This window comes from Nocardia sp. NPDC049737, from assembly GCF_040674755.1.
GTDB lineage: Bacteria > Actinomycetota > Actinomycetes > Mycobacteriales > Mycobacteriaceae > Nocardia.
In genome coordinates, this window is the sequence record NZ_JBFANH010000002.1 from 395,660 (window position 1) to 420,956 (window position 25,297).

General features: G+C 65.2%; 26 protein-coding genes. 7 read left to right on the top strand and 19 right to left on the bottom strand.

Features of this window, described 5'->3' with window-relative positions; translation table 11 throughout:
- Positions 1 to 33: 33 nt before the first annotated feature.
- A complete protein-coding gene (locus AB0J47_RS04780; protein WP_364340532.1) occupies positions 34 to 267 on the bottom strand; it encodes a hypothetical protein in 234 nt (77 codons plus the stop codon).
- Positions 268 to 333: 66 nt separating this feature from the next.
- A complete protein-coding gene (locus AB0J47_RS04785) occupies positions 334 to 1,254 on the bottom strand; it encodes a hypothetical protein (protein ID WP_364340534.1) in 921 nt (306 codons plus the stop codon).
- A gap of 156 nt (positions 1,255 to 1,410) precedes the next feature.
- Here AB0J47_RS04785 and AB0J47_RS04790 point away from each other — a divergent pair, with 156 nt between their 5' ends.
- A complete protein-coding gene (locus tag AB0J47_RS04790; RefSeq protein ID WP_364340536.1) occupies positions 1,411 to 4,347 on the top strand; it encodes a tetratricopeptide repeat protein in 2,937 nt (978 codons plus the stop codon).
- A gap of 92 nt (positions 4,348 to 4,439) precedes the next feature.
- On the opposite strand, the gene AB0J47_RS04795 is transcribed toward AB0J47_RS04790, so the two are convergent.
- From AB0J47_RS04795 to AB0J47_RS04840, 10 genes are all read right to left on the bottom strand, one after another.
- Positions 4,440 to 5,066: a TetR/AcrR family transcriptional regulator gene (locus tag AB0J47_RS04795; protein ID WP_364340538.1), complete on the bottom strand. Its 627-nt coding sequence runs from the start codon at positions 5,064 to 5,066 to the stop codon at positions 4,440 to 4,442.
- Between the two features lie 115 nt (positions 5,067 to 5,181).
- The gene (locus tag AB0J47_RS04800; RefSeq protein WP_364340540.1) at positions 5,182 to 6,501 is read right to left on the bottom strand and encodes a pyridoxal-phosphate dependent enzyme; all 1,320 of its coding nucleotides are present in this window, start codon (positions 6,499 to 6,501) and stop codon (positions 5,182 to 5,184) included.
- Positions 6,501 to 8,087 (bottom strand): alanine racemase, encoded by a 1,587-nt coding sequence (locus tag AB0J47_RS04805; RefSeq protein ID WP_364340542.1) that lies wholly within the window; start codon positions 8,085 to 8,087, stop codon positions 6,501 to 6,503. The genes AB0J47_RS04800 and AB0J47_RS04805 overlap by 1 nt, the downstream gene beginning before the upstream one ends.
- Entirely contained in the window at positions 8,084 to 9,376 is a 1,293-nt protein-coding gene (locus AB0J47_RS04810; RefSeq protein WP_364340545.1) for a heavy-metal-associated domain-containing protein, read from the bottom strand. The genes AB0J47_RS04805 and AB0J47_RS04810 overlap by 4 nt, the downstream gene beginning before the upstream one ends.
- Positions 9,373 to 10,581: an aminotransferase class V-fold PLP-dependent enzyme gene (locus AB0J47_RS04815; protein ID WP_364340547.1), complete on the bottom strand. Its 1,209-nt coding sequence runs from the start codon at positions 10,579 to 10,581 to the stop codon at positions 9,373 to 9,375. Before AB0J47_RS04815 ends, AB0J47_RS04810 begins: the two co-directional genes overlap by 4 nt.
- A 216-nt stretch (positions 10,582 to 10,797) precedes the next feature.
- Entirely contained in the window at positions 10,798 to 11,232 is a 435-nt protein-coding gene (locus AB0J47_RS04820) for a CBS domain-containing protein (protein WP_364340550.1), read from the bottom strand.
- 84 nt (positions 11,233 to 11,316) lie between these two features.
- Complete coding sequence (locus tag AB0J47_RS04825; protein WP_364340552.1) at positions 11,317 to 12,597, bottom strand: helix-turn-helix domain-containing protein; 1,281 nt, start codon at positions 12,595 to 12,597, stop codon at positions 11,317 to 11,319.
- Between the two features lie 298 nt (positions 12,598 to 12,895).
- Complete coding sequence (locus AB0J47_RS04830) at positions 12,896 to 13,093, bottom strand: hypothetical protein (protein WP_364340554.1); 198 nt, start codon at positions 13,091 to 13,093, stop codon at positions 12,896 to 12,898.
- A gap of 189 nt (positions 13,094 to 13,282) precedes the next feature.
- A complete protein-coding gene (locus tag AB0J47_RS04835) occupies positions 13,283 to 13,519 on the bottom strand; it encodes a hypothetical protein (protein ID WP_364340556.1) in 237 nt (78 codons plus the stop codon).
- Between the two features lie 203 nt (positions 13,520 to 13,722).
- On the bottom strand, positions 13,723 to 14,520 hold the full coding sequence (locus AB0J47_RS04840; protein ID WP_364340558.1) for an SAM-dependent methyltransferase: 798 nt from the start codon (positions 14,518 to 14,520) through the stop codon (positions 13,723 to 13,725).
- Positions 14,521 to 14,883: 363 nt separating this feature from the next.
- Here AB0J47_RS04840 and AB0J47_RS04845 point away from each other — a divergent pair, with 363 nt between their 5' ends.
- Together AB0J47_RS04845 and AB0J47_RS04850 are read left to right on the top strand one after the other, a co-directional pair.
- Positions 14,884 to 15,108: a DUF397 domain-containing protein gene (locus AB0J47_RS04845; protein ID WP_085998535.1), complete on the top strand. Its 225-nt coding sequence runs from the start codon at positions 14,884 to 14,886 to the stop codon at positions 15,106 to 15,108.
- 85 nt (positions 15,109 to 15,193) lie between these two features.
- A complete protein-coding gene (locus tag AB0J47_RS04850; protein ID WP_364340561.1) occupies positions 15,194 to 16,081 on the top strand; it encodes a helix-turn-helix transcriptional regulator in 888 nt (295 codons plus the stop codon).
- A gap of 5 nt (positions 16,082 to 16,086) precedes the next feature.
- On the opposite strand, the gene AB0J47_RS04855 is transcribed toward AB0J47_RS04850, so the two are convergent.
- Positions 16,087 to 17,034 carry a carbohydrate kinase family protein gene (locus AB0J47_RS04855; protein ID WP_364340563.1) on the bottom strand — a complete coding sequence of 316 codons (948 nt, stop codon included), beginning with the start codon at positions 17,032 to 17,034 and terminating at the stop codon, positions 16,087 to 16,089.
- Positions 17,031 to 17,699, bottom strand: a complete 669-nt coding sequence (locus tag AB0J47_RS04860; protein ID WP_364340565.1) for a class II aldolase/adducin family protein — start codon at positions 17,697 to 17,699, stop codon at positions 17,031 to 17,033. Before AB0J47_RS04860 ends, AB0J47_RS04855 begins: the two co-directional genes overlap by 4 nt.
- Before the next feature lie 54 nt (positions 17,700 to 17,753).
- Here AB0J47_RS04860 and AB0J47_RS04865 point away from each other — a divergent pair, with 54 nt between their 5' ends.
- Positions 17,754 to 18,392, top strand: a complete 639-nt coding sequence (locus AB0J47_RS04865) for a TetR family transcriptional regulator (RefSeq protein WP_364340567.1) — start codon at positions 17,754 to 17,756, stop codon at positions 18,390 to 18,392.
- Between the two features lie 53 nt (positions 18,393 to 18,445).
- On the opposite strand, the gene AB0J47_RS04870 is transcribed toward AB0J47_RS04865, so the two are convergent.
- The 5 genes from AB0J47_RS04870 to AB0J47_RS04890 all read right to left on the bottom strand — a co-directional run bounded on the left by AB0J47_RS04870 (position 18,446) and on the right by AB0J47_RS04890 (position 20,923).
- Positions 18,446 to 18,673, bottom strand: a complete 228-nt coding sequence (locus tag AB0J47_RS04870) for a hypothetical protein (protein ID WP_364340569.1) — start codon at positions 18,671 to 18,673, stop codon at positions 18,446 to 18,448.
- 311 nt (positions 18,674 to 18,984) lie between these two features.
- A complete protein-coding gene (locus AB0J47_RS04875; RefSeq protein WP_364340571.1) occupies positions 18,985 to 19,266 on the bottom strand; it encodes a putative quinol monooxygenase in 282 nt (93 codons plus the stop codon).
- Between the two features lie 62 nt (positions 19,267 to 19,328).
- Positions 19,329 to 20,024, bottom strand: coding sequence for an NAD(P)H-binding protein (locus AB0J47_RS04880; RefSeq protein ID WP_364340574.1), 696 nt, complete (start codon positions 20,022 to 20,024; stop codon positions 19,329 to 19,331).
- 13 nt (positions 20,025 to 20,037) lie between these two features.
- Positions 20,038 to 20,541, bottom strand: a complete 504-nt coding sequence (locus AB0J47_RS04885) for a DUF2599 domain-containing protein (protein WP_364340576.1) — start codon at positions 20,539 to 20,541, stop codon at positions 20,038 to 20,040.
- Positions 20,542 to 20,656: 115 nt separating this feature from the next.
- The gene (locus AB0J47_RS04890) at positions 20,657 to 20,923 is read right to left on the bottom strand and encodes a hypothetical protein (protein ID WP_364340578.1); all 267 of its coding nucleotides are present in this window, start codon (positions 20,921 to 20,923) and stop codon (positions 20,657 to 20,659) included.
- A 355-nt stretch (positions 20,924 to 21,278) separates the two neighbouring features.
- On the opposite strand from AB0J47_RS04890, the gene AB0J47_RS04895 reads away from it, so the two are divergent.
- The 3 genes from AB0J47_RS04895 to AB0J47_RS04905 all read left to right on the top strand — a co-directional run bounded on the left by AB0J47_RS04895 (position 21,279) and on the right by AB0J47_RS04905 (position 25,253).
- Complete coding sequence (locus AB0J47_RS04895) at positions 21,279 to 22,457, top strand: lipase family protein (protein ID WP_364340734.1); 1,179 nt, start codon at positions 21,279 to 21,281, stop codon at positions 22,455 to 22,457.
- A gap of 266 nt (positions 22,458 to 22,723) precedes the next feature.
- Positions 22,724 to 24,127: a lipase family protein gene (locus AB0J47_RS04900; protein WP_364340736.1), complete on the top strand. Its 1,404-nt coding sequence runs from the start codon at positions 22,724 to 22,726 to the stop codon at positions 24,125 to 24,127.
- Between the two features lie 61 nt (positions 24,128 to 24,188).
- The gene (locus tag AB0J47_RS04905) at positions 24,189 to 25,253 is read left to right on the top strand and encodes a fused (3R)-hydroxyacyl-ACP dehydratase subunits HadA/HadB (RefSeq protein WP_364340580.1); all 1,065 of its coding nucleotides are present in this window, start codon (positions 24,189 to 24,191) and stop codon (positions 25,251 to 25,253) included.
- Positions 25,254 to 25,297 lie beyond the last annotated feature (44 nt).

Consider the following 25,297-nt stretch of genomic DNA (forward strand, 5'->3'; position numbering starts at 1 on the left):
CCTCCCTAGCAGTTCATTACTTCGGTCGCGGTGTCAGATGTCGTCGACCGGGACCGGTTCCAGCGGAATCCACGGCACCACATCGACGATGCGGCCCGGCTGTACCGCGATGATCAAGACGGTTTCTCCGGCCGAGATCGACTCGGCCGCCCGCGCGATATATATCTCCGTGCCCCCGCGAATCGCAACCAATACTTCGCCGAGCATTCCGGGACCCCGGATCGGCGAGGTGAGCGTACCCGTCAAACCTTGCACGGGGTCGGTCATCGCGATGAACTCCTCGCACTCGGTGCCAGAGTTGTCAGCGTACGCGCGATTCGCCAATGGCTCCGGTTACGAGAGGGACTCGGCGATGATGCGCCCGACCGATTTCTTGGTGAGATAGTGCGCGGCATCGTGCGGACTGGAACCATTGTCGAGTTCGGGGTGGGTCGTCGGCACCACATCGCGTCCGGGCGCGGACGGGAAATACGGTGCCAGATCCAGATGCGCCGCGACGATATCGTCGCGATCGGCCAAATTCTCCCAACGTGTGAGCGCGGCGGGCACCGTGGGCGGTTGCGGGCGTAGCAGCGGATAGATGATGGACTGCAGCGCCAACGGCGAACCCAGCGTAACCAGCGTCGCGGGCTGCTGGGTCCGGTGTAGCGCCTCGTAGGCGACCACCGAGCCGAGCGAATGTCCGATGACCAGCCGGGTCTGCGGACCGATCAGGTCGAGCACCTGTTGCTGCGCAAAAGTACGCACTTGCTCGTCGGACAGATATCTGCTGACCTGGGCCAGCGACCGGTTGACGAATTTGCCGGCCATCCCGAAACCGAAGGGCGCGAACCATTTCAGCTTGGTCAGCGCATTCGCCGCCGGTCTGGCCTTGCGGCCGAAGCCCTGTGCGCCCTCGGTGCCGAGTGCGGAATTGTCCAGATAGCGTTGCGCTTCCTGTCGATCGCGCCGCTCGGCCGCCTGCTCGGCTGCCGTGGCCAACCACGCCTCGGCGATCCGCTCGGTGAGTTCGTCGTCTTCCGTACCGACCGGTCCGCCGCCGCCTTGGGCGCCGGGATCGAGAAAGGCATTGCCGTAGAACGCCATCCGCACCTCGAGCACACCCGGGCGCTGGCCGCGCCACAGTTGATCCGCGAGTTCGCCGAATCCGGCCGTGCGAACTCCGGCTGCCAGCGCCGGAAGCCATTGCGCTTCCAACAGATCCGCGCCGTACTGCTCCTGCGCGATCCCGTGCACCAAGATGATCGCCGCCATCAGCCGCCCCCGTTGTCACTTGCCCCGATGTGTGTTCGGGTACCTTCCTACCACGCAGGGCTGATCCTTTCGAGGGACCTGCAAACAGTCGCTGCGGCCCGTTGTCGGGGTGTCGAGGTCGTAGGGGAGTCGACGGCGGGAAATGGTGGTGCTGATATGGGAGGAAGGCTCGCCCTGGTGGTCGGGTCCGAGTGTGCGGCACTGGGGGAACTGGGGTTCACCGGTGAATTGGCTACCGGTCTGTATGGAACCTTGACCGAATTCGGCGGCTGGCGGGCGGCGACGGAGGTGCCGGGTCCGGTGCTGAATCCGACGGTGGCACAGCTGGTTACGGCGGTCGACGTGGCATTCGACGCGGCGGCACGGGAGCAGGCGACGCTGCTGATCGGATTCGTCGGGCACGGCACCGCGACCAGCGCGGAGGATTTCTTTCTGCTCGGTCAAGATTCGCCCGCGGTGCCGAACTCGCATACCGCCTTCCATCTGACACAGGAGATTCGCGAGCGTTTGAACCGATCGGCGCTGGACGGGCTGGTGGTTCTCGTCGACGCATGTGAGACCGAACAGGGCGTTCTCGGCGCGGCCCGCCGCTGGACCGACCTGCTGTCGCGGGCGGCGGGTCGGATGGAGTTGCTGGTCGCCGCCGGTGACGGGCCCGCGTATGCCGGCTGCTTCACCCGAACGCTGCTGTCCACCTTCGCGGCCGGACTGCCCTCGCGCGGGGAGAATCTGCTGCCGTCGGATCTGGTCGATCCGATCGCCGTGGCGTGCACCCGGCAGCAGCCGGAGCATCTGTCGTTCACCTCGGGCACGGTATCCGCGGCCGAGAGCGGTGACCCAGGCCTGTGGCTGGTGCCGAATATCGCTCGCCGCCGCGATGCCGTAACCGGTCGTCCGGCAGCGGGTTTCGTCGATCAACTCACCCGCAGGCTGCTGCTGACACCGGCTGTGCGCGAGACCCTCGACGACATCGTCGGATCCGGCAGCTACCGGTTGCGCGGGGTGATCGGACCTCCCGGCGTCGGAAAATCGACACTGCTGGCAATGCTCATCCGGCCGAGCCTCGTCGATACCCTGCCTGTCGCACCCGAATACATCACGGCCGCAGTATTTTTGACGGTCAGAAGTTCGGTCGAGGCGGTCGCCGCGGAACTGTCCGCACAATTGAGCACCCGACTGCCTGGCTTCCGTGCTGCGGTCCGGGCGGCGCGGAGCCTGGCTCGACACAGTGTCACGCCACCCGATGTCTTCGACGTCGAGGTGCGCCAACCGCTCGCGGACTTGGGCGGATGGGGGCGCCGGGTCACCATCGTCGTGGACGGGCTGAACGAACCGGAGCAGGGCACCCAGCGACTGCTGGTGGCCGCGGTCGCGGAGTTGACCCGCAGACCTGAGCTCGCGCACGTCCGGGTGATCGTGGGAATACGAGAGGGGCTCGGCTTCGAGAACGACCCGGAGCTGCGGCATATGCATCGGATCGTGGTCGCCGAGCCGGTGGCCGAGGATATCGCCGCGATTGTGGAATCGGCCGGATATGAACGCGCCGCCGTCGACGAGCAGGAATGGGTCGGCTGGATCGATGCCCGGTTGGCCGAAACACCAACAGCGCGTGCCGATTACCCCGCAGCCGCAGCAGGTTGGTTGCTGGCCGGATTACTGGCCGAGATCGCCACCGAGGTCACCGATCGGGTGGTTGCCGAGGACATCGGGGTCGATGGTCTGGTAGCGCTGCGGGTGGGCGCGGCCATTCGGGCCGCGGCCGACGATGGACCGGATATCGCACCGAATATCGCCGATGCCTGGGGGATCGGCGCGGTGCTCGGTGTGCTCGTCGCGGCTGGTGTCGGTCCGGTGCTGCCGCTGGAGCTGCTTGACGCGGCGATGCGTGAACTCGGGGCCGAAGTGAGCATTGCCGGAATCCGCGATCTCACAGTGGGTTTGGGTGTACTGGTTTCGCGCAGCCGTCCCGGGACGGCCGATGAATCGCTCGGTATCGCCCACGCCGCCCTGCTCCCCGGACTGACCGATGAATGCGATCGGCTCGGCGTGCACAGCGAGGATGCGCACCGCGCGGTGATCGCGGCCATCGAGGCGGGCACGACCGAGCGCGTGGCCGACTATGCCCGTGGCGCGGCGGTGCGCCACTACCTGGCCTATGGCGCCGCGGCTGCGGCCTTCGGCTATCTCGAATCGCTGGAAACCACACGCGTGGTGGACAATCGAGATCTGTGGGCCGCCTGGCTACCGAGTTTCACCGCCGCCATGGGGCCGGATCATCGCGTCACGCTGTTGGTTCGCAATCATCTCGCGAACTGCCGTGGCCGCAGCGGCGAATTCGCCACCGCCGTCACCGAATTGGAAGAGTTGGCTCGCGATCAGACCCGGGTACTCGGCGCGGATGATCTCGACACCGTCACCACTCGCTACGACATCGCGGATTGGCGCGGCCATATGGGCCAGCTCGAGCGGACAGTCGCGGATTTCGAACGACTCGTCATCGACCACGCTCGCGTCCTCGGCACCGATCACCCGTGGACACTGCGCGCGCGAAACAGCTTGGCCTATTGGCGCAGTGAACGCGGCAGCCTGCGCCGCGCGGTCATCGAATTCGAACAGCTGATCGCCGATCAGGAGCGCATACTCGGGCCGGTAGACCCGCAAACCCTGCGCACCCGACTGCATCTCGCGCGTTCCCGCGCCATGGCGGGCGAGCTGGCCCGCGCCTTCACCGAATTCGAACTGCTGCTCGTCGACCAGGTCCGTATCCTCGGGCCGGATGATGCCCAGACTCTGCGCACCCGCATCAGCGTCGCGCGCTGGCGCCGGGAGAGCGGCGAAACCGCGAGGGCCATTACCGAATACGCCGCCCTCTTGACGGATCAGTTGCGCATCCTCGGGCCGGATCATCCGGATACGCTGCACACCCGCAATTGCCTGGCTGGGTGCCACGGCGAGGCTGGTGACGTCGGCGTCGCCATTGCCGAATTCGAGCCGCTGCTCGCCGATCAGATCCGCGTCCTCGGGCCCGACCATCCGCACACCCTGCTCACCCACAGCAACCTGGAATACTGGCGTGCCCGGTCCGGCGGGTAGCCGAGGCAGGCAGGGGCTGATGTTCTCGCGGGCCAGCGGCTGGCCCAGCGCAACGTTCAATCCCGCGGCGCGCGAGTCGAATGCGAATCGAATCAGGACTGGTACAGCGAGCGATAGGCGGCCAGCGTCGCGACACAGTGGTCGATCACCTGCTCGCGGGTGGCGCGCAGCGATCCGTTCAACCAGGCGGAGAACATGCCCGCATTACCGCTGGCCATGGTGAGCGCGGCCAATCTGCGGCGCACCGGATCATCGATATGGGCGAACAGGTGGTCCTGCAGAACCTTGGTGAAGACCGGCATGACCGCGATGGTGGTCTGGCCGAGGCCGGTACTCGAATACGGTTCGACCAGGAACAGTCGGGACTTGCGCGGATCGGCGAGCACCTTGTCGACCAGGATCTCCGATAGCACGCGGTCGCGGGAGGGATCGGCGGCAGCGAAGGCCGTCATCGGTTCCAGGAATTCTTCGGCGATCTGCCGGTAGAGCACATCCAGCAGTTCGTCTCGGCTTGCGAAGCTCTCATAGAAGTACCGGTCGGTGAGATTGGCGCGCCGACATACCGCGCGCATGGTCACACCGCCCGCACCCGATTCCCCGATCAGGTCGAGCGCGGCCTCGAGTAGCGCGGCGCGGCGCGCCTCCCGACGTTCGGTGAGCGTTGTACCGCCCCAGATCCGCGGACCGGCATCGTCAGCTGATTCCTGGCCTTTCTGCACCCGCCCACACTAATGCCTGCCGGTCGGGACGAGATCAGGGCTGTACGCACCGCATCTGGGCACCCCGCATCTGGGCACACCGCATCGGGTCTTCGCGCGCGGGCCGTGGGACGGTTCAGCCGCCGCGTTCGAGTGCGAATCCGGAATCGCGCCAGGCGACGATTCCGCCGCCGAGGCTGCTGGCATCGAAACCGTCCTGGCGGGCGATCGCGGCGAAACGCAGGGATAGTTCCCCGACCGGACAGACGAAGACCAAGGGGCGTGATCGGGAGAAGGGGATGCCTTGGGTGAACATATCGTCGAGTTGGTCGTCGCGGATATTGATCGAGCCCGGCACATGGCCGATGCGGTAGGCCATCGCACCGCGGGTGTCCACGATGGTCGGGCGGGCGGTGCGGTCCAGTTCGGCCAGTTCATCCGGCGACACGGACGCTGTCGCGGCGAGTTGGGCCGCGGTGGGTGTGCGGCGGCGATCGGCGCGGTCGAAGAGTTCCGGTCTGCGCTTCTTGATATAGGACAGGTACGGCTCGAGTCGATCACAGACGATGACGACCGCGACCACCGGTTCGTTCGACGAAACCGCCTGCTCGCGAAGGGTTTCCAGCGCCGCGGCATAGCTCGCGCCGCTGGTCGGTCCGGCCAGGATGCCGTACCCGGTGGCCAGTTCGAGGGTGGCGTCCACCGCGCGCGTGGAATCGATGGTCACGATGCGGTCGTAGAAATCGGGTTGGAACAGCCCCACATCCCACATCTCGCTCTCGGAGCGGATCCCCGGTATGAAATCCGAACGATCGGAAACCACAGCGATGCAGCGCAATTCGGGATTGTGCTTGCGCAGATAGGTGGCGGTGCCGCGAGTGGAGCCGGTGGTGCCGAGTCCACCGATCAGATAGTCGATGCGGGTGATGCCGTCGGCGGCCAGATCCTCATGGATCTCACGGCCGGTGCCATGGTGATGTGCTTCGATATTTTTCTCATTGGTGTACTGCGAGGCGTGATAGTAGGCGCCCGGATCCTTGCTCATGGTCGCCTCGATCACCGAATACACATCGTTCGGAGTGGTCGGATCCGGACATTCGGACAGCCCGGGCAACTCGACGATCTCGGTGCCGAAAAGCTGCAACAGTTCCCGCACCTCGGCAACCTTGATCCGATTGGTCACCGCTCGCAGGCCGATGCCGTGTATCGCGCCGAGAATACGCAGCGCCTTGGCGGTATTGCCGCTGGAAGCCTCGATGAGCGTCTGCCCGCTCGCACGGATCTCGTCCAGATCGTCGCGGATCATGCCCCAGGCCACCCGGTCCTTGACCGAGCCGAAGGGATTGTGCGACTCCAGTTTCGCGTACAGCTCGACATTGGTCAGGCCGTGCACCGCCGGATCCAACCGCAGCAGCGGCGTGTTGCCGATCAGCTCGGTGATGTGGTCGTAGCGCATTACGGCGCTCCGGAGGGTCGGCGCGGCAGTGGCGATCGGCGCGGTCCGCGCGGGGGAGTGCGGGGCGGTGGCGGCAGACCGACGGGTATGAGCGGTTCGTAATCGGTATCGCGATAGACCTGGAAACTGTCCCCGCGATGCACGACAGCGAGTTTCGCGGGCAATGCGTGCATCGATGCCGAGGCCGCGGACAGATCCATGTGATAGGCGCCGGTATTCGGGAAAATCACCAGATCACCTTGGCGCGGGCACTCGGGCAGCCACACCTTGTGATTGGTGATCAGATCGCGCTCCAAGCACAGGCGTCCGGCGAAATACACACCGACCGCCCCGGATTCGACCGCCGGACGCGATGTCGGCATGGTGTCGGCGGCGCTGCGCAGCGGGGTCACACCATCGCCCCGAACGGGTGCGGTGCTCGGCATCTGCGCGACACCGGGCAGGACCACCGGATCGACCATGACCTCCTGATCCGCTGGAGTCACCTGATCCCGGCTCAGATCCAGATTCACCAGCACCGTGCCATCGGCGAGTTCCTTGACGAACTCCACCCGCGACACCGTCACCCCCGCATGATCGACCAGCGCCTTACCGGGCTCCAACCAGATATCGAGCATATTGTCCCCGGCCACCTGGGCCACGCTGCGGCCACCGTGCCGCTCCAGCGACGCGCCGAGCAGATCGTCCAACATCCGTGTGGCCGGCACGGTGTTCGCGTACTTGTGGAAGACCGGAATGCCATGCACCGCACCGTCATCAACGTGATAGCCGAAGGTATTGTTCGACCAGCTCATCAATTCGCCACGGCCGAGCAGTGATTCGCGCAGTGCACGCACATACCCGTCGAAGCGGTCCGCGTCGTCGGTGAACACCTGCCGGAAGCCGCCGCCGATATTCAGCACCGAAGGGTCGAGTCCATAGGCGTAGGCGCGCTCGACCAGCTCGAGGCAGGCGTCGATGGCCCGGATGCGTTCGGCAGCATCACCGGAGTCGATATGAAAGGCGAAGCCGAGGAACGCGATTCGCTGACGGTTGGCCGACAGCAGATCCAAGGCCTCGTCCACATGGGCCAGCGGCACACCGAACCGGCTCACCGCCGCCTCGTCGAAACCGGAAACCCGCAGCAGCACCGGAACTCTCGCGCCGTCCCCGGCCAATTCGGTGATCCGCCGCAGCTCCCACAGATTGTCGACATTGATGGTGACGCCACAATCGATCAGGTCACGCAGAAACGCTTCACCTTTCGGCCCGGTAACCTCGATCCGAGCCGGGCCGAATCCGGCTCCGATGGCACTGGCCAACTCCTGCGGGGATGCCACATCGATGGCGATGCCGGCTTGTTCGGCGGTGCGCACCAGGGCGCGCGACTGATTCACCTTGTGCGCGTAGCAGATTCGGTAGCGCGCGCCCTTGCCGTCGAGTACGGCGCGCAACCGTTTCAGGTTCTCGGCGTAGACCTGCGGAAACACCAGGTGGATCGGGGATCCGAAGCGAATCAGCGTCTCTTCGACTCCGTCGCGGGTATCGAGAAAGGCGCGCACCAGCGGATGGATCTTCGCGGGTAGCGCCGGGAGCGGTGCCGTCATACGGCGGATTCCGTCGGCTGGGACTGCGTGGGCGCCAATGCTGTTCGCGCCGGCTTCTCGGTCACCGGGTTGTAGCCGCCGTCGCGGATCGACTCGAAGGCGCGGGCCCGATTGCGCGGACTGCGGAATTCGGCGACTACACGTTTACTGGGCAGATCGATCTCGATCACCTTGATGCCCATCGTTTCCAGTACCCCGGTGATCGTCCGGACACAGTGCTGACAGCTCATATCCGGCACGTAGAAGATCCGATCCTCGGCGCTGGCGGGCGCGTCGGCGGTGAGTTCGTCGAGCTCGGCACTCACCTCGGTGATCCGGATCCGCCCGGCGAGCTGTTCGAAGATCTCGACGAACTTGTCCACCACCAGGGGCAACAGTGTGTAGTGCCCGCCGCCGAGATGATGTGGCATGGCGGCCAGGCATGCGGGTCGAGTATTGGCGGGCAGCAGCGCGTATTGGCGGGAGATGAGATCGAGGTCGTCGTGATATTTGGCGATGGCCGCGTCGATACTCAGTCCCTCGACGCGGGTCGCGCGCCGCATCACCGTGTGCGCGTCCTCGATCGTCGCGTCCTTCATCGCGCGCAGTGTCGCCACCGTATCGGCGGTGTAGCGTACCGTGCCGTCGGGTTGGGCGGCCAGCGTCACCGGGATCATGCCGCGCCGGTAGGTGGATGCCTGCAGTTCCCAGAACCAGCGGGTGGCGACCGCTGAGAAGATCCCGGAATCGTGGATGCCCCTGGCGAATTCGGCCGCACTGCGATACGGCGTCTGCCGCGCGAGCAGTGCGTGCTGGGCCAGTGCCCGCCCGGTGGCCTCGATACCGACGCGGAAGATTTCGAACGGATCGTGATCGGTGGTGGTGCCGTCGAGAACCGCGTGTTCGCGTGGGCCGAGGCTGTCGACCCGTTGAGTCAGTGCGGAATGCGCGGCAAGCGCATGCCACAGCACCAACACGGTTTCGCGCATGGCGATGGGCACCAGCGGGCCGAGGCCGTCGGCGCGGAAGTGGCCGGTATTGGGGACACCGTCGCTATCGGTCCAGGCGATGCGGTGCGTCGCGCTGGTGACCTGCGCGGGCTGGCAGGGCCGCATGAACTGCTGCAGGTACAGCCGCTGTGAATACGTGAGGTGACTGCCGGGCTCGGGACGCAGTGCGGCACAGGTGTATTCGATATCTCGATTCGACGGGACCGCGATGGGAGTGGCGAACAATCCGGGTTGGGCCAGGCCGGCCAATACCCGGGACGCCGCCCGCCGGTCATAGCGCGGGGTGTCGTCCATTCTCATGTGACCTCCTCGGCAATCGTCTTGACGCAGGTCGCGAACCGGTCGATCTCCTCGACGGTGTTGTAGATGTGCGTGCTGACCCGTACCGAGTCCGTGGCGTCCTCGCCAGCCCGGGGTGAGCAGTGTAAGCCGGTGCGGACCAGAAAACCCAACTCGCTCAACACGAATCCGAGGTCGGTCGCGGAAATGCCTGCGAGGGTGAAGGACGCGATGCCGTAGCCGATTGCGCACGGTGCATGTGCCGGACCGGGTAGGAATTCCAGCCCGGGTATCGGACGCAGATTGTCGATGAGCCGCAGCGTCAGTGCGCGATTGTGCGCGGCGATCGCCCCGATATCCAGCGATTCCAGTACCTCCAGCGCGCTGCCGAGGGCCAGGATGCCCGGAATGTTCTGGGTGCCGCCCTCGAGCAGTGCCGGCATGCCGGTCGAGGTCAATCCTGTATCGGTGAGCTCGACCCCGGTATTCCCGCCGGGCAGGAACGGCAGTAGCCGATCGTGAACTCTACGGTGGCAGTAGAGGATTCCGGTACCGGGCGCTCCGAACATCTTGTGCGCGGCGAAGCTCGCGAAGTCCGCGCCGAGTTCGGTCACGTCCAGCGGCATATGCCCTCCGCTCTGACTGCAGTCGAAGCACAGCAGAATCCGGGGATCGAGTTTGCCGCGCAACTCCTCCAGCGTGGTGAGTCCGCCGAAGACATGGTGCAGATGGCTGGTGGTGATCAGCCGGGTCCGCGGGCCGACCTTGGCCAGGATGTCGTCGGTATCGGCTTCGCCGAGTTCGGTCATCCGGTAGGGGACCAGTTCGATGCGCCGGCCGAAGCGGGCGAGCACCTGGCGCAGATGGTGCCACGGGTGCACATTCGAGGCGTGATCGCGTGGGTTGTAAAGGATTTCGTCGCCGTCATCGAGTTCGGCCAGACCCCAGGACAGTGCGACGGCATTGAGTGCCGCGGTCGCACCGCCGGTGAACACCACCTCCGCGGACGATTCGGCGCCGATGAAGGTCGCCATGCGATCGCGGACGCGGGCCAGACGCGTGGTCAGCTCGGTGGCCCACGGATAGGTGCCGCGACCGGCGTTGGCGGTGCGCGAGGTGTGATAGTGGTGGATGGTCTCGATGACCGGCAGTGGCTTCTGCGTGGTGGCCGCACTGTCCAGATAGGTCTCCGTGGATTCTGCCAGCGCCGGAAAAAGTTCACGCACGGTGGCGAGGGGCGATGGTGCCGGTATCCGTGTGGTGATCGATCGGGCTAGGTGTGTCCCGGACGCAGGTGACCGCAAGGTGTCGCTCCCTCCGAGAACCGCGCTGGACGTCACCAACGATACGCACTTTCCCGGGCGACTTCGAAGTTTTCTCGTAGCCAACGGCTTTCGACAAGCGCAACTAGCAAGGGCCCTGTCGCGGATATCCACGACGGGTCAGTACTGCCCCTGTACATACTCGACCAGATGCTGGCGTTCGGTCGCCAGTTCGGAGATCGCGCTCTTGACCACATCGCCGATGCTGACGATGCCGATCAGCCGGCCGTCGCGGACCACGGGCAGGTGTCGGATGCGGTGCTCGGTCATGGTGCCGCGCAGTCCGTCGACCCGGTCGTCGGGCGCGCAGGTGCGCACATCGACGGTCATGATCTCCGAGACGGGCGTATCGAGCAGCGCGGCGCCGCGCGTGTGCAGGTTGCGCACCACATCGCGCTCGGAGACAATGCCGGCGATCCGGTTGCCGTCCGGCGATACCACCACCGCCCCGATATTGCGCTCGGCGAGCGTGCCGAGCAGGTTCCGTACCGTGGTCTCGGGCGCGACGGTCGCCACGTCGCTGCCCTTGCTGTGCAAGATTTCCGCTATTCGCATAATCCACCATCCAGAGGTCGCGGCACTACCAGGATGACGCCTTTGTGATCTCGTGACCAGCACAAATCCGCATCAGGCTGCAATTTACAGCCGTCGGGCCACGCTGCGGTCCAAATCGCGCGCCAGCAATGCGATAGCGGCCTGTGAGATGCCGGCCGAGGTGGCCAGATCGATCGAGGTCAGCTGAGCGATGCGGCGCAGTCGGTAATCGACGGTATTCGGGTGGACATAGAGCTGGCGCGCGGTGAGCTGGCGGTTCATATCGTTGCCCAGGTAGGCGCGCATGGTGTCGAACAGTTCGGGGTGGGCGTCGAGCGGATCGAGAATGGTCGCGATGCGTCGGGTGGCGGGACCGCCGCGGGTGAGCTGGTACTCCACGGCTAGGTCGGCCATCTGATACAGGCCCGGATTGCGTCCGCCGACCCGCACCAGATTGAGTAGTTCGTGGGCCTGTTCGGCTGCATCGGGTATCTGATCGGTCTCGCTGGTGACCAGCGTGGCGGTCAGCGCGACCTCGGCGGATTCGGCGAGCAGTCGCAGCGTTTCGGCGGTCAGGACCGGTGCGTCGTCCTCGATCGGGACCAGTAGCGTGCCGCCCTTGGTGCTCAGCAAGGCGAGCACCCGGGATTCGAAGGCGGTGGCCAGTTCCGATTGCAGTCGGCGCAGCTTCCTGCGGGCGGCCACATGGCTGTCGACCCGCGGATCACGCTCGTCCGGATGCTCAGGAATCGATAGCGCGACCACCTGATACGAGTCGGCGATGGGGATGCCGGCCTGGCGGGCGAGTGCGGAGCTGCCCCGACCGCTCAGCAGCGCCGACGCCAGTGTCTGCGTCGCGGTCTGGTGTTCGCGCGCGACGAGATGCTGTTCTTCGACGTAGGCATCCGAAACCGCCGCGGTGATCGCTTCCAGCAATTCGAGCATGAGGTCGGTGGCGACCAGCAGTTCATCGATATCGTCGGCCTTCGCGCGCGCGGTCACCAGTCCGAACGCGATGCGCAGGCCCTCGTGGTAGGCGCGCAGGATGGTGCCCAGCGGCACCGCCTCACGGGCCCATTGCGCTGCTGCCTCCCTGACCTCGCCCAACTGTTCCTCGCCCGGAACCGTGCGCTTGTCGAACATTTCGGCGGCCAGTGCCAGGCAGCTGCGGGTCAGCTTGGTGACATCGCCGCGCAACTGCTCCCCGGGCAGTGTGCGACAAGGCGCCATACACGTCGCGAAGTAGCCGACCATGCGCGAGGCGACGCGGTCGGTATTGAGTAGGGGAATCGACGCGGGCTGGCCGCCGATCTCGAGGACAGGTTCCGTCGGCTCGACGGACAGATCCAGCGCGGAGAAGGTCATACGCGTCGCTTCCAGTGCCACATCGGACGTGATAGATCTGCGCCCGAATCGTTACATCACTATACGAAATGGTTATGAACCAGGGAAGGCTACGCGAAATCTATTGCGGCGCGGCAACGTTGTGGATTGCCCACATGCGTGCCATGTGCGGTGGTGGGACGCTCCAGCGCTCCGGCGCGGATTGTCGAAAATTCATGACCAGCCGTCTTGACGTCAGCCTCGGGGTCGGCGTTTGCGCGCGGTTCGCCCGCGTCGTCGTTCCCGTACATCCGAATTCGGTGTGCACCTTCACCCCTGGCTCATCGGCGGGCAGCGGGATCTAAGCTGCGCCTTGCCGATTCCGCAGCTCTGAATCAGCTACCGCTGCGCCGCTACGGATTTCGCGTTCTATTGCGATGGCGGCGTAGTGCTGGCCGCTGGCGTGTAGTTCGGCGATGCGCCGCTGCAATGCCTCGGTGCCATAGGCCGCGGCGATATCGGCGATCCCGAGTCGACCGGCAGCGTGTGGTGGATTCATGCGAATGCCCCTGTGGCTCTGGCGCCGAGATTCCGATGGCGACAGCGGCACGGGCTCTCGGATGCGAAACTCCCTTGTCGCGCACGAGTTTAGAGCGGTGTGTCGTACAGATGCAAGTACATCCGCACGAACATCACTGCGTGCGAAGCGATTTGGAAGCTGTTCTGGTGGACCCGTTGGGGTCGAACGTTATTCGTCGTCCAGTCCGGCAGACAGGTAGGCCGCAGCGGCGAGCCACTGGCGGCACTGCGGGCCGTGCACCTCGTGCAGATGCAAGATCTCGCGGGCCTGCCGATAGGTGAGGCCGCGCGGTTCGACACCGCAGTCGAGTGGCGCGTACTCCGGCGCCGAGCATTGCCGCAGGGTGTTGATCCCGGATCCGCCGGCGATCGTGGCCCCGCGCGGAGTTCGGAATGGCGTACTCATCTCGATCGCCCCTCGCGTCTACCGGATGGGGAGGTGATTGTGGTGACGCCGGCGCGAACTCCCTGCGTACCTCCCCGATTCTGGTTCCGAGTCTAGGCCGTCGGCGCTTACAGATGCAAGTACATTTGCACGAACGACCAACAGAAATATGAACGGCGGTCGTCGGCCGGGTGGCCGATGACCGCCGTTGTGCCGCTTGCGCTTTAAGGTTTGCGCGCGACCGCGCCGTAGGCGGAGATCGGCCGGATCCGGCCGACCTCGGCGGCATCGGCGCGCCACTGGGTGATCGAGACGAATCCGGGCTCGACCAATTCCAAACCGTCGAAGACGGCACGGATTTCGGCCTGCGGGCGGGGAACATAGGGTGCGCCGCCGGTGCCGGTGTAGTTCTCACACAGCGTCACATACTCTTTGCTGTCGTCGGTGCCGTCCCACATGACCAGGAAGCTGCCCGAGGGCACCGCGGCCACCACGGTGCGCACGATGCGCTGCAACTCGTCATAGGACTTGGCGTGGCCGAGCACGCCCATGAACATCACACCGATCGGCTCATTGAAATTGAGTACGTTGCGGGCGTCGGCGATGATCTGCTCCGGATCGTGGTAATCGCAGTCGACATAGGTGGTTACGCCCTCGGAGGTCGTGCTGGTGAGCAGCGCGCGCGCCATGGTGAGGACCAGTGGATCGTTATCGACGTAGACGACCTTCGACTCGGGCGCGACGCTCTGGGCGACCTCATGAGTGTTCTGCATGGTCGGCAGGCCGGTGCCGATATCGAGGAACTGGCGGATGCCCTCCTCGCCGGTCAGGTAACGCACCGCACGAATGAGGAACTGGCGCGACTGCACGGCCATGGTGGTGATGTCCGGGTCCACCTCGACGCCGGCATCACCTGCGATCCGGTCGATTTCGTAATAGTCCTTACCGCCCATCCAGTAGTTCCAGATGCGCGCGGAATGGGGGATGTCGGTCCGGATGAGCGGGGTGTGATCGTCGGACATGGGGCTGGACTCCTCGGCGAGCTGATAAACGGTGAACCGGACTGCTCAGGCGGCGGGTGTCGCGAGTGGCCGGCACGGCCGATGTGCACTGTGACAGTACAAGATTCGCGCCGACGAGACCGGCGGGATCGAGCGGTCGATCACCCATTGCGGGTGCGGCGCGCACAGCCGCGGACAGCACTGACGTAACGCGTTGAACAGGGGCCACGAAGGGAACCGGCAGGTCTGAATTCTTTTGTGCCGCATAGCGGAGCTTCGTGCTATCTTGCAGATGTTGGTGCAAATGCAAGAACGTTTGAGCGCACATCTGCAAAGCCGCTCGAGCGTACATCTCACACTGGAAGCAGCCGAGGAGTGGGGAAGATGTTCGACACCGGTACACCCAAGATCAAAGGTGCGTGGCGCAAGAGCTCGTTCAGTGGTCCGTCGGGCGGTAACTGCGTCGAGGTCGCGGAGGCGTCGGATGGTTCTATCGCCGTTCGCAATTCACGCGACCCGGAAGGTGGCATCCTGTTCTACACTCGACCGGAGATCGACGCGTTCGTGCGCGGCGCGAAGGCCGGGGAGTTCGACGACCTGACTAGCTGAGCGGTAACATAGGCGATCGGTGCGGTGTGTTGGATGTGGTATTTGTGACACACTGTGGTCAAACCCGAGTATCGGAGATGACTTCATGATCGCAGAACCCGATGACGACGGTCGTGTGCAATCGGTTGTAGTGGAACGTGGTCCGACTGTATTGCGGATCGCGCTGGGCGGGCAGTTGCGTGACCTCCGGGTGAAGAACGGCATCACCCGTGAGGCCGCAGGTGACGCCATCCGCGGTTCACACGCCAAGATCAGTCGTCTCGAGTTGGGTCGCACCGGTTTCAAGGAACGCGATATCCGCGACCTGCTGACCCTGTACGGCGTCACCGACGTCGAGGAGCGGGAGCGTTTCCTTGATCTGGCACGGCAGGCGAACGAACCAGGCTGGTGGCATCGCTACAGCGACCTGCTGCCATCCTGGTTCGGTACCTACCTCGGCTTGGAGCAGGCCGCGACCAAGATCCGTACCTACGAGGCGCACCTGGTGCCCGGGCTGCTGCAGACGCCCGAATACGCCAGGGCCGTAATGTCACTCGGGTACGAGGACGCCGATATGGACCGCCGCGTGCAGGTTCGCATCCGTCGGCAGGAGGTGTTGCGCCGCGCCGACCCGCCGATCGTCTGGGCGATCATCGATGAGGCCGCGCTGCATCGGCCGGTCGGTGGTTCGCGGGTGCATCGCGAGCAGATGGAACACCTCATCGAGTTGGCGGAGCTACCGAACGTCACGGTGCAGGTCCTACCGTACTCGGCGGGTGAGCACGCGGCCGCGGGTAGTTCGTTCAGCATCTTGCGTTTCGCCGAGACCGAGCTGCCTGACATCGTCTATCTCGAACATCTGACCAGTGCGCTGTACCTGGATCGGAAACAGGATCTGGCACTGTACCTCTCGGTCATGGACCGGCTGAGTGTGCAGGCCGAGGCGCCCGGCGAGTCGCTGAAGATCCTCGCCGAGTACGCCAAGAACGCCTGATATCGCTATCGACCCGGCTCGTTCGGGTCGATAGTGCTCGTTTCGGCTGCGAACGCGTCCGCGGCGGCGAGATCGAAATCGCCGTGGTCACTGCCGAGTCCGCGGGCGACCAGGGCAGCGACCGCATTGCCGAGTATCGCGGCGGCACGCAGATTCCGGCCGAGTGCGATGGCCCGGATGAAACCGGCGGAGAAGGCATCGCCGCAGCCGGTGGTGTCGACCACGTCGACGGCGAACGCGGGAATGTGCTGATGGTTGTCCGGACCGACGAGTAGGGCGCCGTCGGCGCCCCGGGTGATCGCCAGAATGCCTGCGCCCGCGTCCTTGAGCACTTCGCAGCCCGCCATCAGATCGGTGGTTCCGGTGAAGCCCAGCACCTGTTCGTCATTCGGGAGAAAGTAGTCGGTATGCGGGAGGACCTCGGCGATGGCGTCGAGGCTGCCGAGCGCGCCGGGCGCGATCAGATCGACGGAGGTGCTGACACCATTGTCCTTGGCATGCTGCAGGATTCGCGCGGCAATGGCCGGGCCGATCAGCTCCGGGCCGCCGAGGTGCAGATGGTCGGCGGCGGTCAGTGCGGCCCAATCGATATCGTTGAGGGTGTAGAACGGATTGGCGCCCAACAGATGCAGGCTGGGACGCTCGCCATTGGGACGGACGGGCAGCACCGACGACGAGGTGGGCTGATCTTGCTTGCGCACCACCAGTTTCGTATCGATGCCCGCCTTGGCGAGGAGCGCGAGCAGGATATCGCCGGAGGTGTCCGTGCCGATCGCACCCGCGGTTCGTACGCTCGCGCCGAGTTTGGCCAGTGTCAGCGCGGTACCCGCGGCCGTACCCGCCGGGGTGATGCGGATGTCCTCGACCAGGGCGGTCTGCTGCCCCTCCGGTACAGCCGCGACGGGTCGTACTAAAATATCCAAAACATGTGCGCCCAAAGCGATTACGTTCATTCGGTGCCCTTCTCCAGCGGTTTGCGGGTGCCGTATCCGGTGCGCAGTGCCACCTCGACGACCGCGGCCTGCTGTTGCTGGGTGAGTTCGCGCGGCCGGCCGATCGTCATCGCGTCCAGATACAGCGCGCAGGCCCATTCCAGCAGCAGTGCGGATTCGACGGCCTGGTCCAGCGACGCGCCGATGGTGACCGCGCCGTGATTGGCCATAAGCGCGGACTGCTTGCCCTGCAACGCCGTTCGCACGGCATCCGCGAGCTCGACGGTGCCGAAGGGATGGAACGGGGCGACTGTTGTCGCACCGCCGAGCAGCAGCTGCTGGTAATGGATGACCGGCAGTTCGTCGAGCACGCAGGCGATGGCAGTCGCCTTGGGCGCATGGGTGTGCACGACCGCCTGCGTGGCGCAGGCGCGATAGATATCGAGATGCAAACCCAACTCGGAGGTGGGTGCGTAGCGCCCCGCGACCACCTGTCCGGACAGGTCGACCACGGTGACGTCCTCGACGGTGACCTCCGCGAGCACCGCGCCGGTAGCCGTGACGGCGACCAGATCACCACAGCGCAGGCTCGCATTGCCCGCGGTGCCGATCAGCAACCCGTGTGCGGCCAAGCGATGACAGGCCGCCGCCACCTGGGCGCGTTCAGTTGGTGCGATGGTGGTCATCCGGATACTCTACCCAAACCTGAATATGATTCACATTACGTTCGGAGGTAATCCGTGCCGATCCACGCACTCCCCGAGGCGAGCCTGCGTCGCGTGCCGATTCAGGCGCGCAGCCGGGAGCGGTTGGCGCGGGTGCTCGAGGTGGCCGATCGACTGATCGCCACGGAGGGCGTCGAGGCGCTGACCATGATCAGAGTGGCTGCGGAGGCACGGATTTCGGTTGGCTCGCTGTATCAGTACCTGCCGGATCGCGATGCGGTCATCGAAACACTTGCCGCGGCCTATATCGAGCAATTGGAGGCCAAGGCGGCCATGCTGCTCGAGCTCGCGCGCGGCGAGCGTTGGGACGATCCGATCGGCGTGCTGATAGACGCGTTCGCCCAGGTCTACCGGGCCGAGCCCGGCTTCCGCGCGCTGTGGTTCGGCAAGGATTTCAACGAGGCCGCACGGGCCGCCGATCGCGAGCACAAACGCCGGATGGCGGTGACGCTGCGTGAGGTCATGCTCGCCCAAGGCGCGGTGACCGATATCGAAGGACTCGATATCGCCTGCCGCGCAGCCCATCTCATGGGCGATGCCGTCCTGCAGGAGGCGTTCCGATCCGATCCCGACGGTGACCCGAATCTGTTGCGTGAGGCCAAGGTCGCACTGCGGGCATATACGGCACAGTGGGCATCGCCGCCCGAGGTGTAACGCAATTCGGTTGCGCTGCTACATCATTGGATGCAGTGGTCGGTGCTTGCCGATCACTGCTTGATGAAGCTGGAGGCGATGCGCCAGAAGGTCGTCGGCTGTAGGGCCTCGAGGTCCCAGTCGTCGGCCATCGCATGCGCGGTGGTGACGATCCGGTCGATATCGAAATCGTGTCGAGTGGCCGCACCGGTTGACTCGACGGCATCGATGACGAACGCGACTGCGGTTTCTCGCGAGTACGCGGTACTGCGCTGTCCGCTTCGGGTCGACGGTGTGCTCATAGTTGTTATACCGTTCGCTGGCTGGTCGGCCAGTGCGGCTTCGGCGATTCCGAGCCGGCCGCCGTGAAGTGGTTGGTCCATTCGAACGCCCCTGACGTCTGGCGGCAGCAAACCTTTGGCAACATCGACCCTCGGTTCACCCACGCGGCCTCCCCTGGTTGTCCCCTGTAATGCCTTGCGGGACTGAGTTTAGGTCGGTGTGCCTTTCATATGCAAGCACATCTGCACGATCGATTATGCGTTCGCAGTTGGGTTTTCGCGCCTGCTAATCATCCGCGAACCGGCGCGGATGCGTAGCGAATTCTGCGCGATCATTTCGCATTGATCACCACATCGGTGCTGTAGTGAACCTGAGTGCCCGGCTCCACATATCGGTCGGCCGCGCAGCGCCAGGCGAGGAAATGCTCGGTGAAGCGGTGCGCTTCGGCGGCCTCCTCATCGATATAGACCTGGTAGAGGAAAAACCGGTGCGGATCAACGCGGTCGGCGCACACATCGAATCGCAGGCAACCAGGTTCCTCGCGTACCGATGCGGCGGCACTGCGGCTGACCACATCGAGGAATTCACCGCGGGATCCGGGTCGCAGCTTCATGGAAGTGATACGGCTGAACACGGTTATGTTCTCCAATCTAGCGGCTCTAGCGGCGAAAAATATCAATCGGTAAGTGGGGCACCGCCTTCGGCGACCGACTGGCTACCGATATCCGAGACCGCGCGCGTTACCGAAGTGTCGCCTGCGACGAGCTCCAAAGTGGTGCGCACGGTCTGTGACGCGGGCAGAATTTCGGCGAGGACGGCGGCCACGTCGGCACGGGCGATGCTGCCGAAGGGCAGGGGTGGCGTGCTCAGCAGTACCCGGTCGGTCGCGGCGGTATCGAGCAACCGCCCGGGGCGCAGGATCGTCCAATCGAGATCGCGGGCACGTAGATCGTCCTCGGCCTGGGTCTTGGCGTCGATATAGGCGGCCCAGACCTCGTCGGTGCCCGGTGCGGGCGGCTTACCAGCCCCCATGGTCGAGATCTGCACGAACCGCCGGACACCGGCCGCCTCGGCGGCATCGGCCAACAGCACCGAACCGCCCTTGTCCACCGTGTACTTGCGGGCCGTCCCGCTGCCCGCACCGGCACCCGCGGCGAAAATCACGGCTTCGGAACCCTTTACAACGGCGGCGAGCTCGGCCGCCGTGCTGTGCTCGAGATCGAAGATAACCGGTCGTGCGCCGGTAGCCGCGACCTCGTCCGCATGGTCGGCATTGCGGATGAGGCTGTCGACTTCGTCGCCGCCCCCGGTGAGTATCTTGCCGAGTAGCAGCGCGATCTTTCCGTGTCCGCCTGCGATGACAACGCGCATGTGGGTCCTTTCGTCAGCGTTCGGGTCCTCCGGGGTTACACGATGCCTGGACGGTCGCCTCATAGCCGACCGCCGGCCGCCACGGTTCCAGATTCCAGCTCTCCTTGTTGGGCTGCACCATGCGGGCCCAGACCCAGTGACAGACGAACTGGTCACGCATTCCGGGTGTATCGGCGTCGGGGGAGTCCGCGAGTACCTCCTGCCACGCCCGGTCCTCGGTATTCGGGAAGGCCTCGCGCCGCCCCGCCTCGGTGGGGTAGACCAGCAGGCGGGGGCCGTCGACGCCCTCGGTCCAGGTGGTGTGGCCGATGAGCGGCATACCGGCGTAGGGATCGACGCTCGGCAGCGCGGCAAGGGGAGTGGTGGGGGCGGGCGCGGCCGTAGTTGCCGTCGTCGTAGTCGTCGCCGCGGCCGAGGATGTCTCGTCGGAGCCGCACGCCGCCACGGCCGGGACCAGCGCGCCGCAGCACAGCAGGGCGGCCCCCCATCGTGCCCGTTCGGTATTCCGCTGGGTCAACGTCGATCCTCCCGCATGGTGTCCACCATCCGAGAGTAGTCATCGTGCGGCGGCGCAACAGCCATACCGGGATGTGGCCGCCCAGTGGTTTACGGCAGCGGGGCCACGGCCGCCGTCAGTGCCACAGCGAGCGGCACGGCAGCCGACGCAGGCCAGGTCGCACCTTGCTGTCGACCGTCACAGTGAGTCCGGCGTTGACCGCGGCCGAGGTGAATTCCCACGCCTCGGTTCGGGTGGCGGCGTACTCGAGAGCGAGTGCGTCCTCGGGGGTCGGACCGTCGAAGTGGACGGTGACCCGTCGCGTCGGTGGATCCTGGATATCCATCGGATACGCCGAGTTTCGCTCGGTGTAATCCGTTCCAGTTTTTACAGTGCCGTCCATGCCACCGTCTCCTTCCGACCCGACTCGCCGCGTCGATAGGTGTGACGGTAAGTCCCGCACCGTGGTGTCGAACATGGTCCGATCGATCTGCTGGACATGTCACAGATACGACACCTCGCGATCGGAGACAGTCACGAAGGCGCCGGGCCGTCGACCACTGTTAGCGCATCCGAGAGTTGTGATTTCTCAAAACATTTCGCTTGCCCTTTGCCTTCGCGGCAATCGTGGTCGACTATGTTCGCAACGTTGGACCAAACTCTCTCCCGGAGGCAATACGTCGATGAGACAGGCCCTACGTAGACCGATTCGCGCACTCCACGGTGTGATTCGAGCGACCGGCAAACAGTCGCTGGCCATGACGATCGGTCTGCTGATGGTGTTGACGGCGACGGCAGGCGTCGCCCACACCACACCCCTGTATCCCACCCCTGATCCCGACCCCTTCTATGCAACACCGCCCGATCTGGCGGATAAGAAACCCGGTGATGTGATCGCGACGCGGGTGATGCCGCCGCTGGCGATCTTCCCGGATACCGCCGTGACCGTCGTGCGCTTCCGCTCCACCAGCTCCGAAGGTCAGCCGATCGCGGCGACCACCACGGTGCTCACTCCGAAGTCGCACGCCCCGGACGGCCCCTTGCTCTCCTACCAGCACATCATCAACGGGCTCGGCGCCGAGTGCTCGGTATCGCGGGTGCTCTACACCGGCGATCCGAACCTCATCGTCCGGGAGGCGCCGGGCTGGAATGTGCTGCTCTCGCGCGGCTGGAGCGTCGCGCTGCCGGATCACCTCGGTCCGAATTTCGCTTACGGCGCGGCCAAATTGGGCGGCATGATCACCCTCGACGGTATCCGCGCGGTGAAGCAGGTCGCCGAACTGCAGGCGCAGCAGAGCCCGGTGTCGATGATCGGGTATTCGGGCGGCGGTATGGCCACCGCATGGGCAGCCGCCCTGGCGCCGAAGTACGCGCCGGATCTGGAGATCGCCGGAGCCGCGATGGGCGGTGTGCCGATGAATCTGGTGACCATGCTGGAGACCCTCGGTTTGAACTCGCATCCGGTCTTCGGACTAGCCTTGGCGGCCGGACTCGGCCTGGAGCGGGAGTATCCGGACCGCTTCCCGCTCAGTGACCAACTGAATGAGCGCGGACTCGCCGCGCGGGCCGCGATCGCCAACAGCTGCACCAATGACATCCTGGCCACGGGCGCCGGGCGCGGGGCACTGGACTTCGCGAAGTCGACCTCGATGATCAATGATGCCTCCGCACGCGCGGTGGTCGAGGAGAACAGCCTCGAACTCTACGACGGCGTGCCGAAAACGCCGATCTTCGAATGGCACTCGCCGATCGATGGACTCATTCCGGTCGATGCGGTGGTGAATACCGATAAGCGCTGGTGCGCGGCCGGGGCGCGGGTGCAGTCCGAGCAGATCCCGGTTCCCGACCACCTCACCGCCGCGGTCCTGGGCATTCCGGCGGCGATGAACTGGTTGGACGCGCGATTCCGAGGGGAGGTCGCGCCGAGCAACTGTTGATAACGAGCACGAACGAACTGGTGCGATCCGGCGGATGCCGGATCGTGACCGAGCCCGGATCAGCGTTGCTGGACAAGCGGATTCGGCTCGGATTGTTGCGATTCGGCGACATGACACACACAACTCGGGCACAGTGAGGTATCCGGGCCGGTCGTCTCGGTTAGCCTGATTTCCTGGCCTCGGTACTCAGGGGCATTTCGGGGTCGAAGGCACCATAAAACCCCGGGCGCCAGGGAACCCGTCGTCGCACCCTGGGGCATGTGTCAATGAGCTGTTTGCGTGTCATCGTTTTCGCGCTATTGCTGGTGTGTCCGGTCGCGATGGGGGAGGCGGCGGCCGAACCGCCGCCCGCGATTCCTGGCCTGCCCGCTTTGCCGATTCCGACCGATGTCGCTTCGATACTGCCGGATCTGCAGCAGTGGATCGATAGTGTCATCCCGCCGCCACCGATCGCTGCCGGGACGCATCTTTCGGGTCCGACGCAGGAGGCCACCAGCCTGTCCCCTGGGCTGGCCGCCCTGCGTCAAGCCTCGGCGCCGAGCGCCATTGGTGACCCCATCTTCGACGCCTGGCCGGCGAATCTGGAGGATTACGCGCCGGGTGAGCTCGTGGAGGTGCGCGATGTCAGCGTGACGGCCGCGCCGCTGGTGCTGGTGCCGATGCGGCAGGCTCTACTGCTGAAATACCGCACCACCGATTCGCGGGGTGCGGCCTCGTATGCCACGGCGACACTGATCATTCCGGCCACCGCATGGCCCGGTCCGGGTAACAGGCCGGTCGTGGTGAACAACCTGCCGATCGACGCGCTCGGCCGGGACTGCACGCCGAGCTACACCTTCTCGCACGGCTGGTCACGCAATACCAGCATCACCGACTTCTTGCCGCCCACAACGCAATTGGCGGCGCTGCGTGGATACGCGGTGCTGATCCCGGACCACGAGGGACCGTGGATGGCCTACGCGGAGCCCTACGTCGCCGGACACGCCGTGCTCGATGCCATTCGCGCGGTGCGCGGATTGCGCCCCGACGAATTCGGCGACAGCCGATTCGGTATGACCGGCTACTCCGGCGGCGCCATCGCCACTAAGGGCGCCGTCAAGCTGATCGACAGCTACGCGCCGGAATTGGCCGGATCGATCGTCGGTGCCGCGCTCGGTGGTGTGCCCGCCGACTACGAAATCCTTGGGCGCAGCATGAACGGCAACCTCGCCTCGGGGGTCTTCCTGGCCGCGACCTTCGGCGTCGGCAGGGAGCGTCCGGAGGTCCTGGCCAGTATGAACAATCTGGCGCAGTGGGCGGCTACGTCACCGCTGAAAGACCTGTGTGGCAGCGTATTCGGTGCGGTCGGGTTGCTGATGCTGCCGATTGACATCGCCGCCAAGATTCCGGATCCGCTGCACTCCGAGGTCGCCACCGAGATTTATGACGTGACGCGCATGGCGGGCATCAAGTCCGCGACACCGCTCTACATCTACAACGGTGAGCAGGAATTCTGGATTCCGGCCGAGGGCGCACGCAACCTCTACCGGGAGCAGTGCGGGCTCGGAGTCTCGGCCGTTTATCGGAGCGTTCTCGGTGAACACATCATCGCCGGGGCACTCGGCTATCCGGAGGCGATGATCTGGCTGGATCAGCGCCTGCAGGGCGCCCCCGCGCCCGATGAATGTTAAGAGATTCATGGCGATCAGCTATTAGTGTTGCGCCTGACATCGGGGTAGCGATTTATGACACGTGACGGTTTTGAGTGGATCTGAACAAGCCAGCGCGATGGTGGGGCGCCACTATCGGATGTCCGACCATTACGAGGTCGGGCGGGAGAAAATTCGTGAATTCGCCCGGGCGGTTCGGGGCGGCCACCCCGCGCACTGGCAGGAGCAGGCGGCATGGGAGCTCGGCTACGACGGACTCATCGCACCGCCCACCTTCTCTTCGATCATCTGGCTGCTGCTCCAGCGCAAGATGTTCGATTCGGTGCTGAGCGGTTACGACTTCAGCCAGGTGCTGCAGACCGAGCAGAGTATCCGGGCGCACCGGCCACTCGTCGCCGGTGACCAACTGCGTTGCGACTCCTATGTCGAATCGTTCCGGCAGTTCAGCGATATGGACTTCATGGTCATCCGGAATGTGCTGACCAACCAGTACAAGGAACTGCTGCAGACCGCGCACACCACCGTGGTGGCCCGCACCGGCGCTGAGGTGGCCACCGAACTGGTCACCGCGGTCGATGGCGTCATCATGAGCGGCGAGGCGCTGTCGCAGCGGCAGGACGCGACCCGGCGGCTGCCGCGGCATGCGTTGGACGGCGGCATGGTCGAATGCTTCGACGAGGTGTTGCCCGATGGTGGTGTGGACCAGACTCCGGTGCGCGTGCCGTGCGGGCTGGCGTTCGACGAACTGCGGGTCGGTACCGAACTGCCCATCCGCGTCGTGCCGCTCTCGCGCGGTGATCTGGTGAATTATGCCGGGGTATCGGGTGATTCGAATCCGATCCACTTCAGCGAGCATGTCGCGGTTGCCGCGGGACTGCCCGGTGTGGTCTCGCACGGCCTGCTGACCATGGGGCTCGGCGCGAGCTATCTCACCGACTGGCTCGGCGATCCGGCCGCGATCAGCGAATACGGTGTGCGGTTCGCCGGATTCGCCCCCGTCTCGGCGACCCTGCAGTGCGAGGTCGAATTCCGCGGGCGGGTCAAGGCATTGGATCCGGACCGCCGCGCGGCGACCATCGCACTCACCGCGATCTCCGACGGTCGCAAGCTGTTCGGTCGGGCAACCGCGGAGGTGCTACTGCGCTGAACCGGGGACGTTCCGCAATGTACTTGCAGATGTACGAATGCTTG

Coding starts and splice junctions, on each gene's coding strand:
- AB0J47_RS04780 (WP_364340532.1), bottom strand. CDS start 267: ATGACCGACCCCGTGCAAGGTTTGACGGGTACGCTCACCTCGCCGATC.
- AB0J47_RS04785 (WP_364340534.1), bottom strand. CDS start 1,254: ATGGCGGCGATCATCTTGGTGCACGGGATCGCGCAGGAGCAGTACGGC.
- AB0J47_RS04790 (WP_364340536.1), top strand. CDS start 1,411: ATGGGAGGAAGGCTCGCCCTGGTGGTCGGGTCCGAGTGTGCGGCACTG.
- AB0J47_RS04800 (WP_364340540.1), bottom strand. CDS start 6,501: ATGCGCTACGACCACATCACCGAGCTGATCGGCAACACGCCGCTGCTG.
- AB0J47_RS04805 (WP_364340542.1), bottom strand. CDS start 8,087: ATGACGGCACCGCTCCCGGCGCTACCCGCGAAGATCCATCCGCTGGTG.
- AB0J47_RS04810 (WP_364340545.1), bottom strand. CDS start 9,376: ATGAGAATGGACGACACCCCGCGCTATGACCGGCGGGCGGCGTCCCGG.
- AB0J47_RS04820 (WP_364340550.1), bottom strand. CDS start 11,232: ATGCGAATAGCGGAAATCTTGCACAGCAAGGGCAGCGACGTGGCGACC.
- AB0J47_RS04830 (WP_364340554.1), bottom strand. CDS start 13,093: ATGAATCCACCACACGCTGCCGGTCGACTCGGGATCGCCGATATCGCC.
- AB0J47_RS04835 (WP_364340556.1), bottom strand. CDS start 13,519: ATGAGTACGCCATTCCGAACTCCGCGCGGGGCCACGATCGCCGGCGGA.
- AB0J47_RS04840 (WP_364340558.1), bottom strand. CDS start 14,520: ATGTCCGACGATCACACCCCGCTCATCCGGACCGACATCCCCCATTCC.
- AB0J47_RS04845 (WP_085998535.1), top strand. CDS start 14,884: ATGTTCGACACCGGTACACCCAAGATCAAAGGTGCGTGGCGCAAGAGC.
- AB0J47_RS04850 (WP_364340561.1), top strand. CDS start 15,194: ATGATCGCAGAACCCGATGACGACGGTCGTGTGCAATCGGTTGTAGTG.
- AB0J47_RS04855 (WP_364340563.1), bottom strand. CDS start 17,034: ATGAACGTAATCGCTTTGGGCGCACATGTTTTGGATATTTTAGTACGA.
- AB0J47_RS04860 (WP_364340565.1), bottom strand. CDS start 17,699: ATGACCACCATCGCACCAACTGAACGCGCCCAGGTGGCGGCGGCCTGT.
- AB0J47_RS04870 (WP_364340569.1), bottom strand. CDS start 18,673: ATGAGCACACCGTCGACCCGAAGCGGACAGCGCAGTACCGCGTACTCG.
- AB0J47_RS04875 (WP_364340571.1), bottom strand. CDS start 19,266: ATGAAGCTGCGACCCGGATCCCGCGGTGAATTCCTCGATGTGGTCAGC.
- AB0J47_RS04880 (WP_364340574.1), bottom strand. CDS start 20,024: ATGCGCGTTGTCATCGCAGGCGGACACGGAAAGATCGCGCTGCTACTC.
- AB0J47_RS04890 (WP_364340578.1), bottom strand. CDS start 20,923: ATGGACGGCACTGTAAAAACTGGAACGGATTACACCGAGCGAAACTCG.
- AB0J47_RS04895 (WP_364340734.1), top strand. CDS start 21,279: ATGACGATCGGTCTGCTGATGGTGTTGACGGCGACGGCAGGCGTCGCC.
- AB0J47_RS04900 (WP_364340736.1), top strand. CDS start 22,724: ATGAGCTGTTTGCGTGTCATCGTTTTCGCGCTATTGCTGGTGTGTCCG.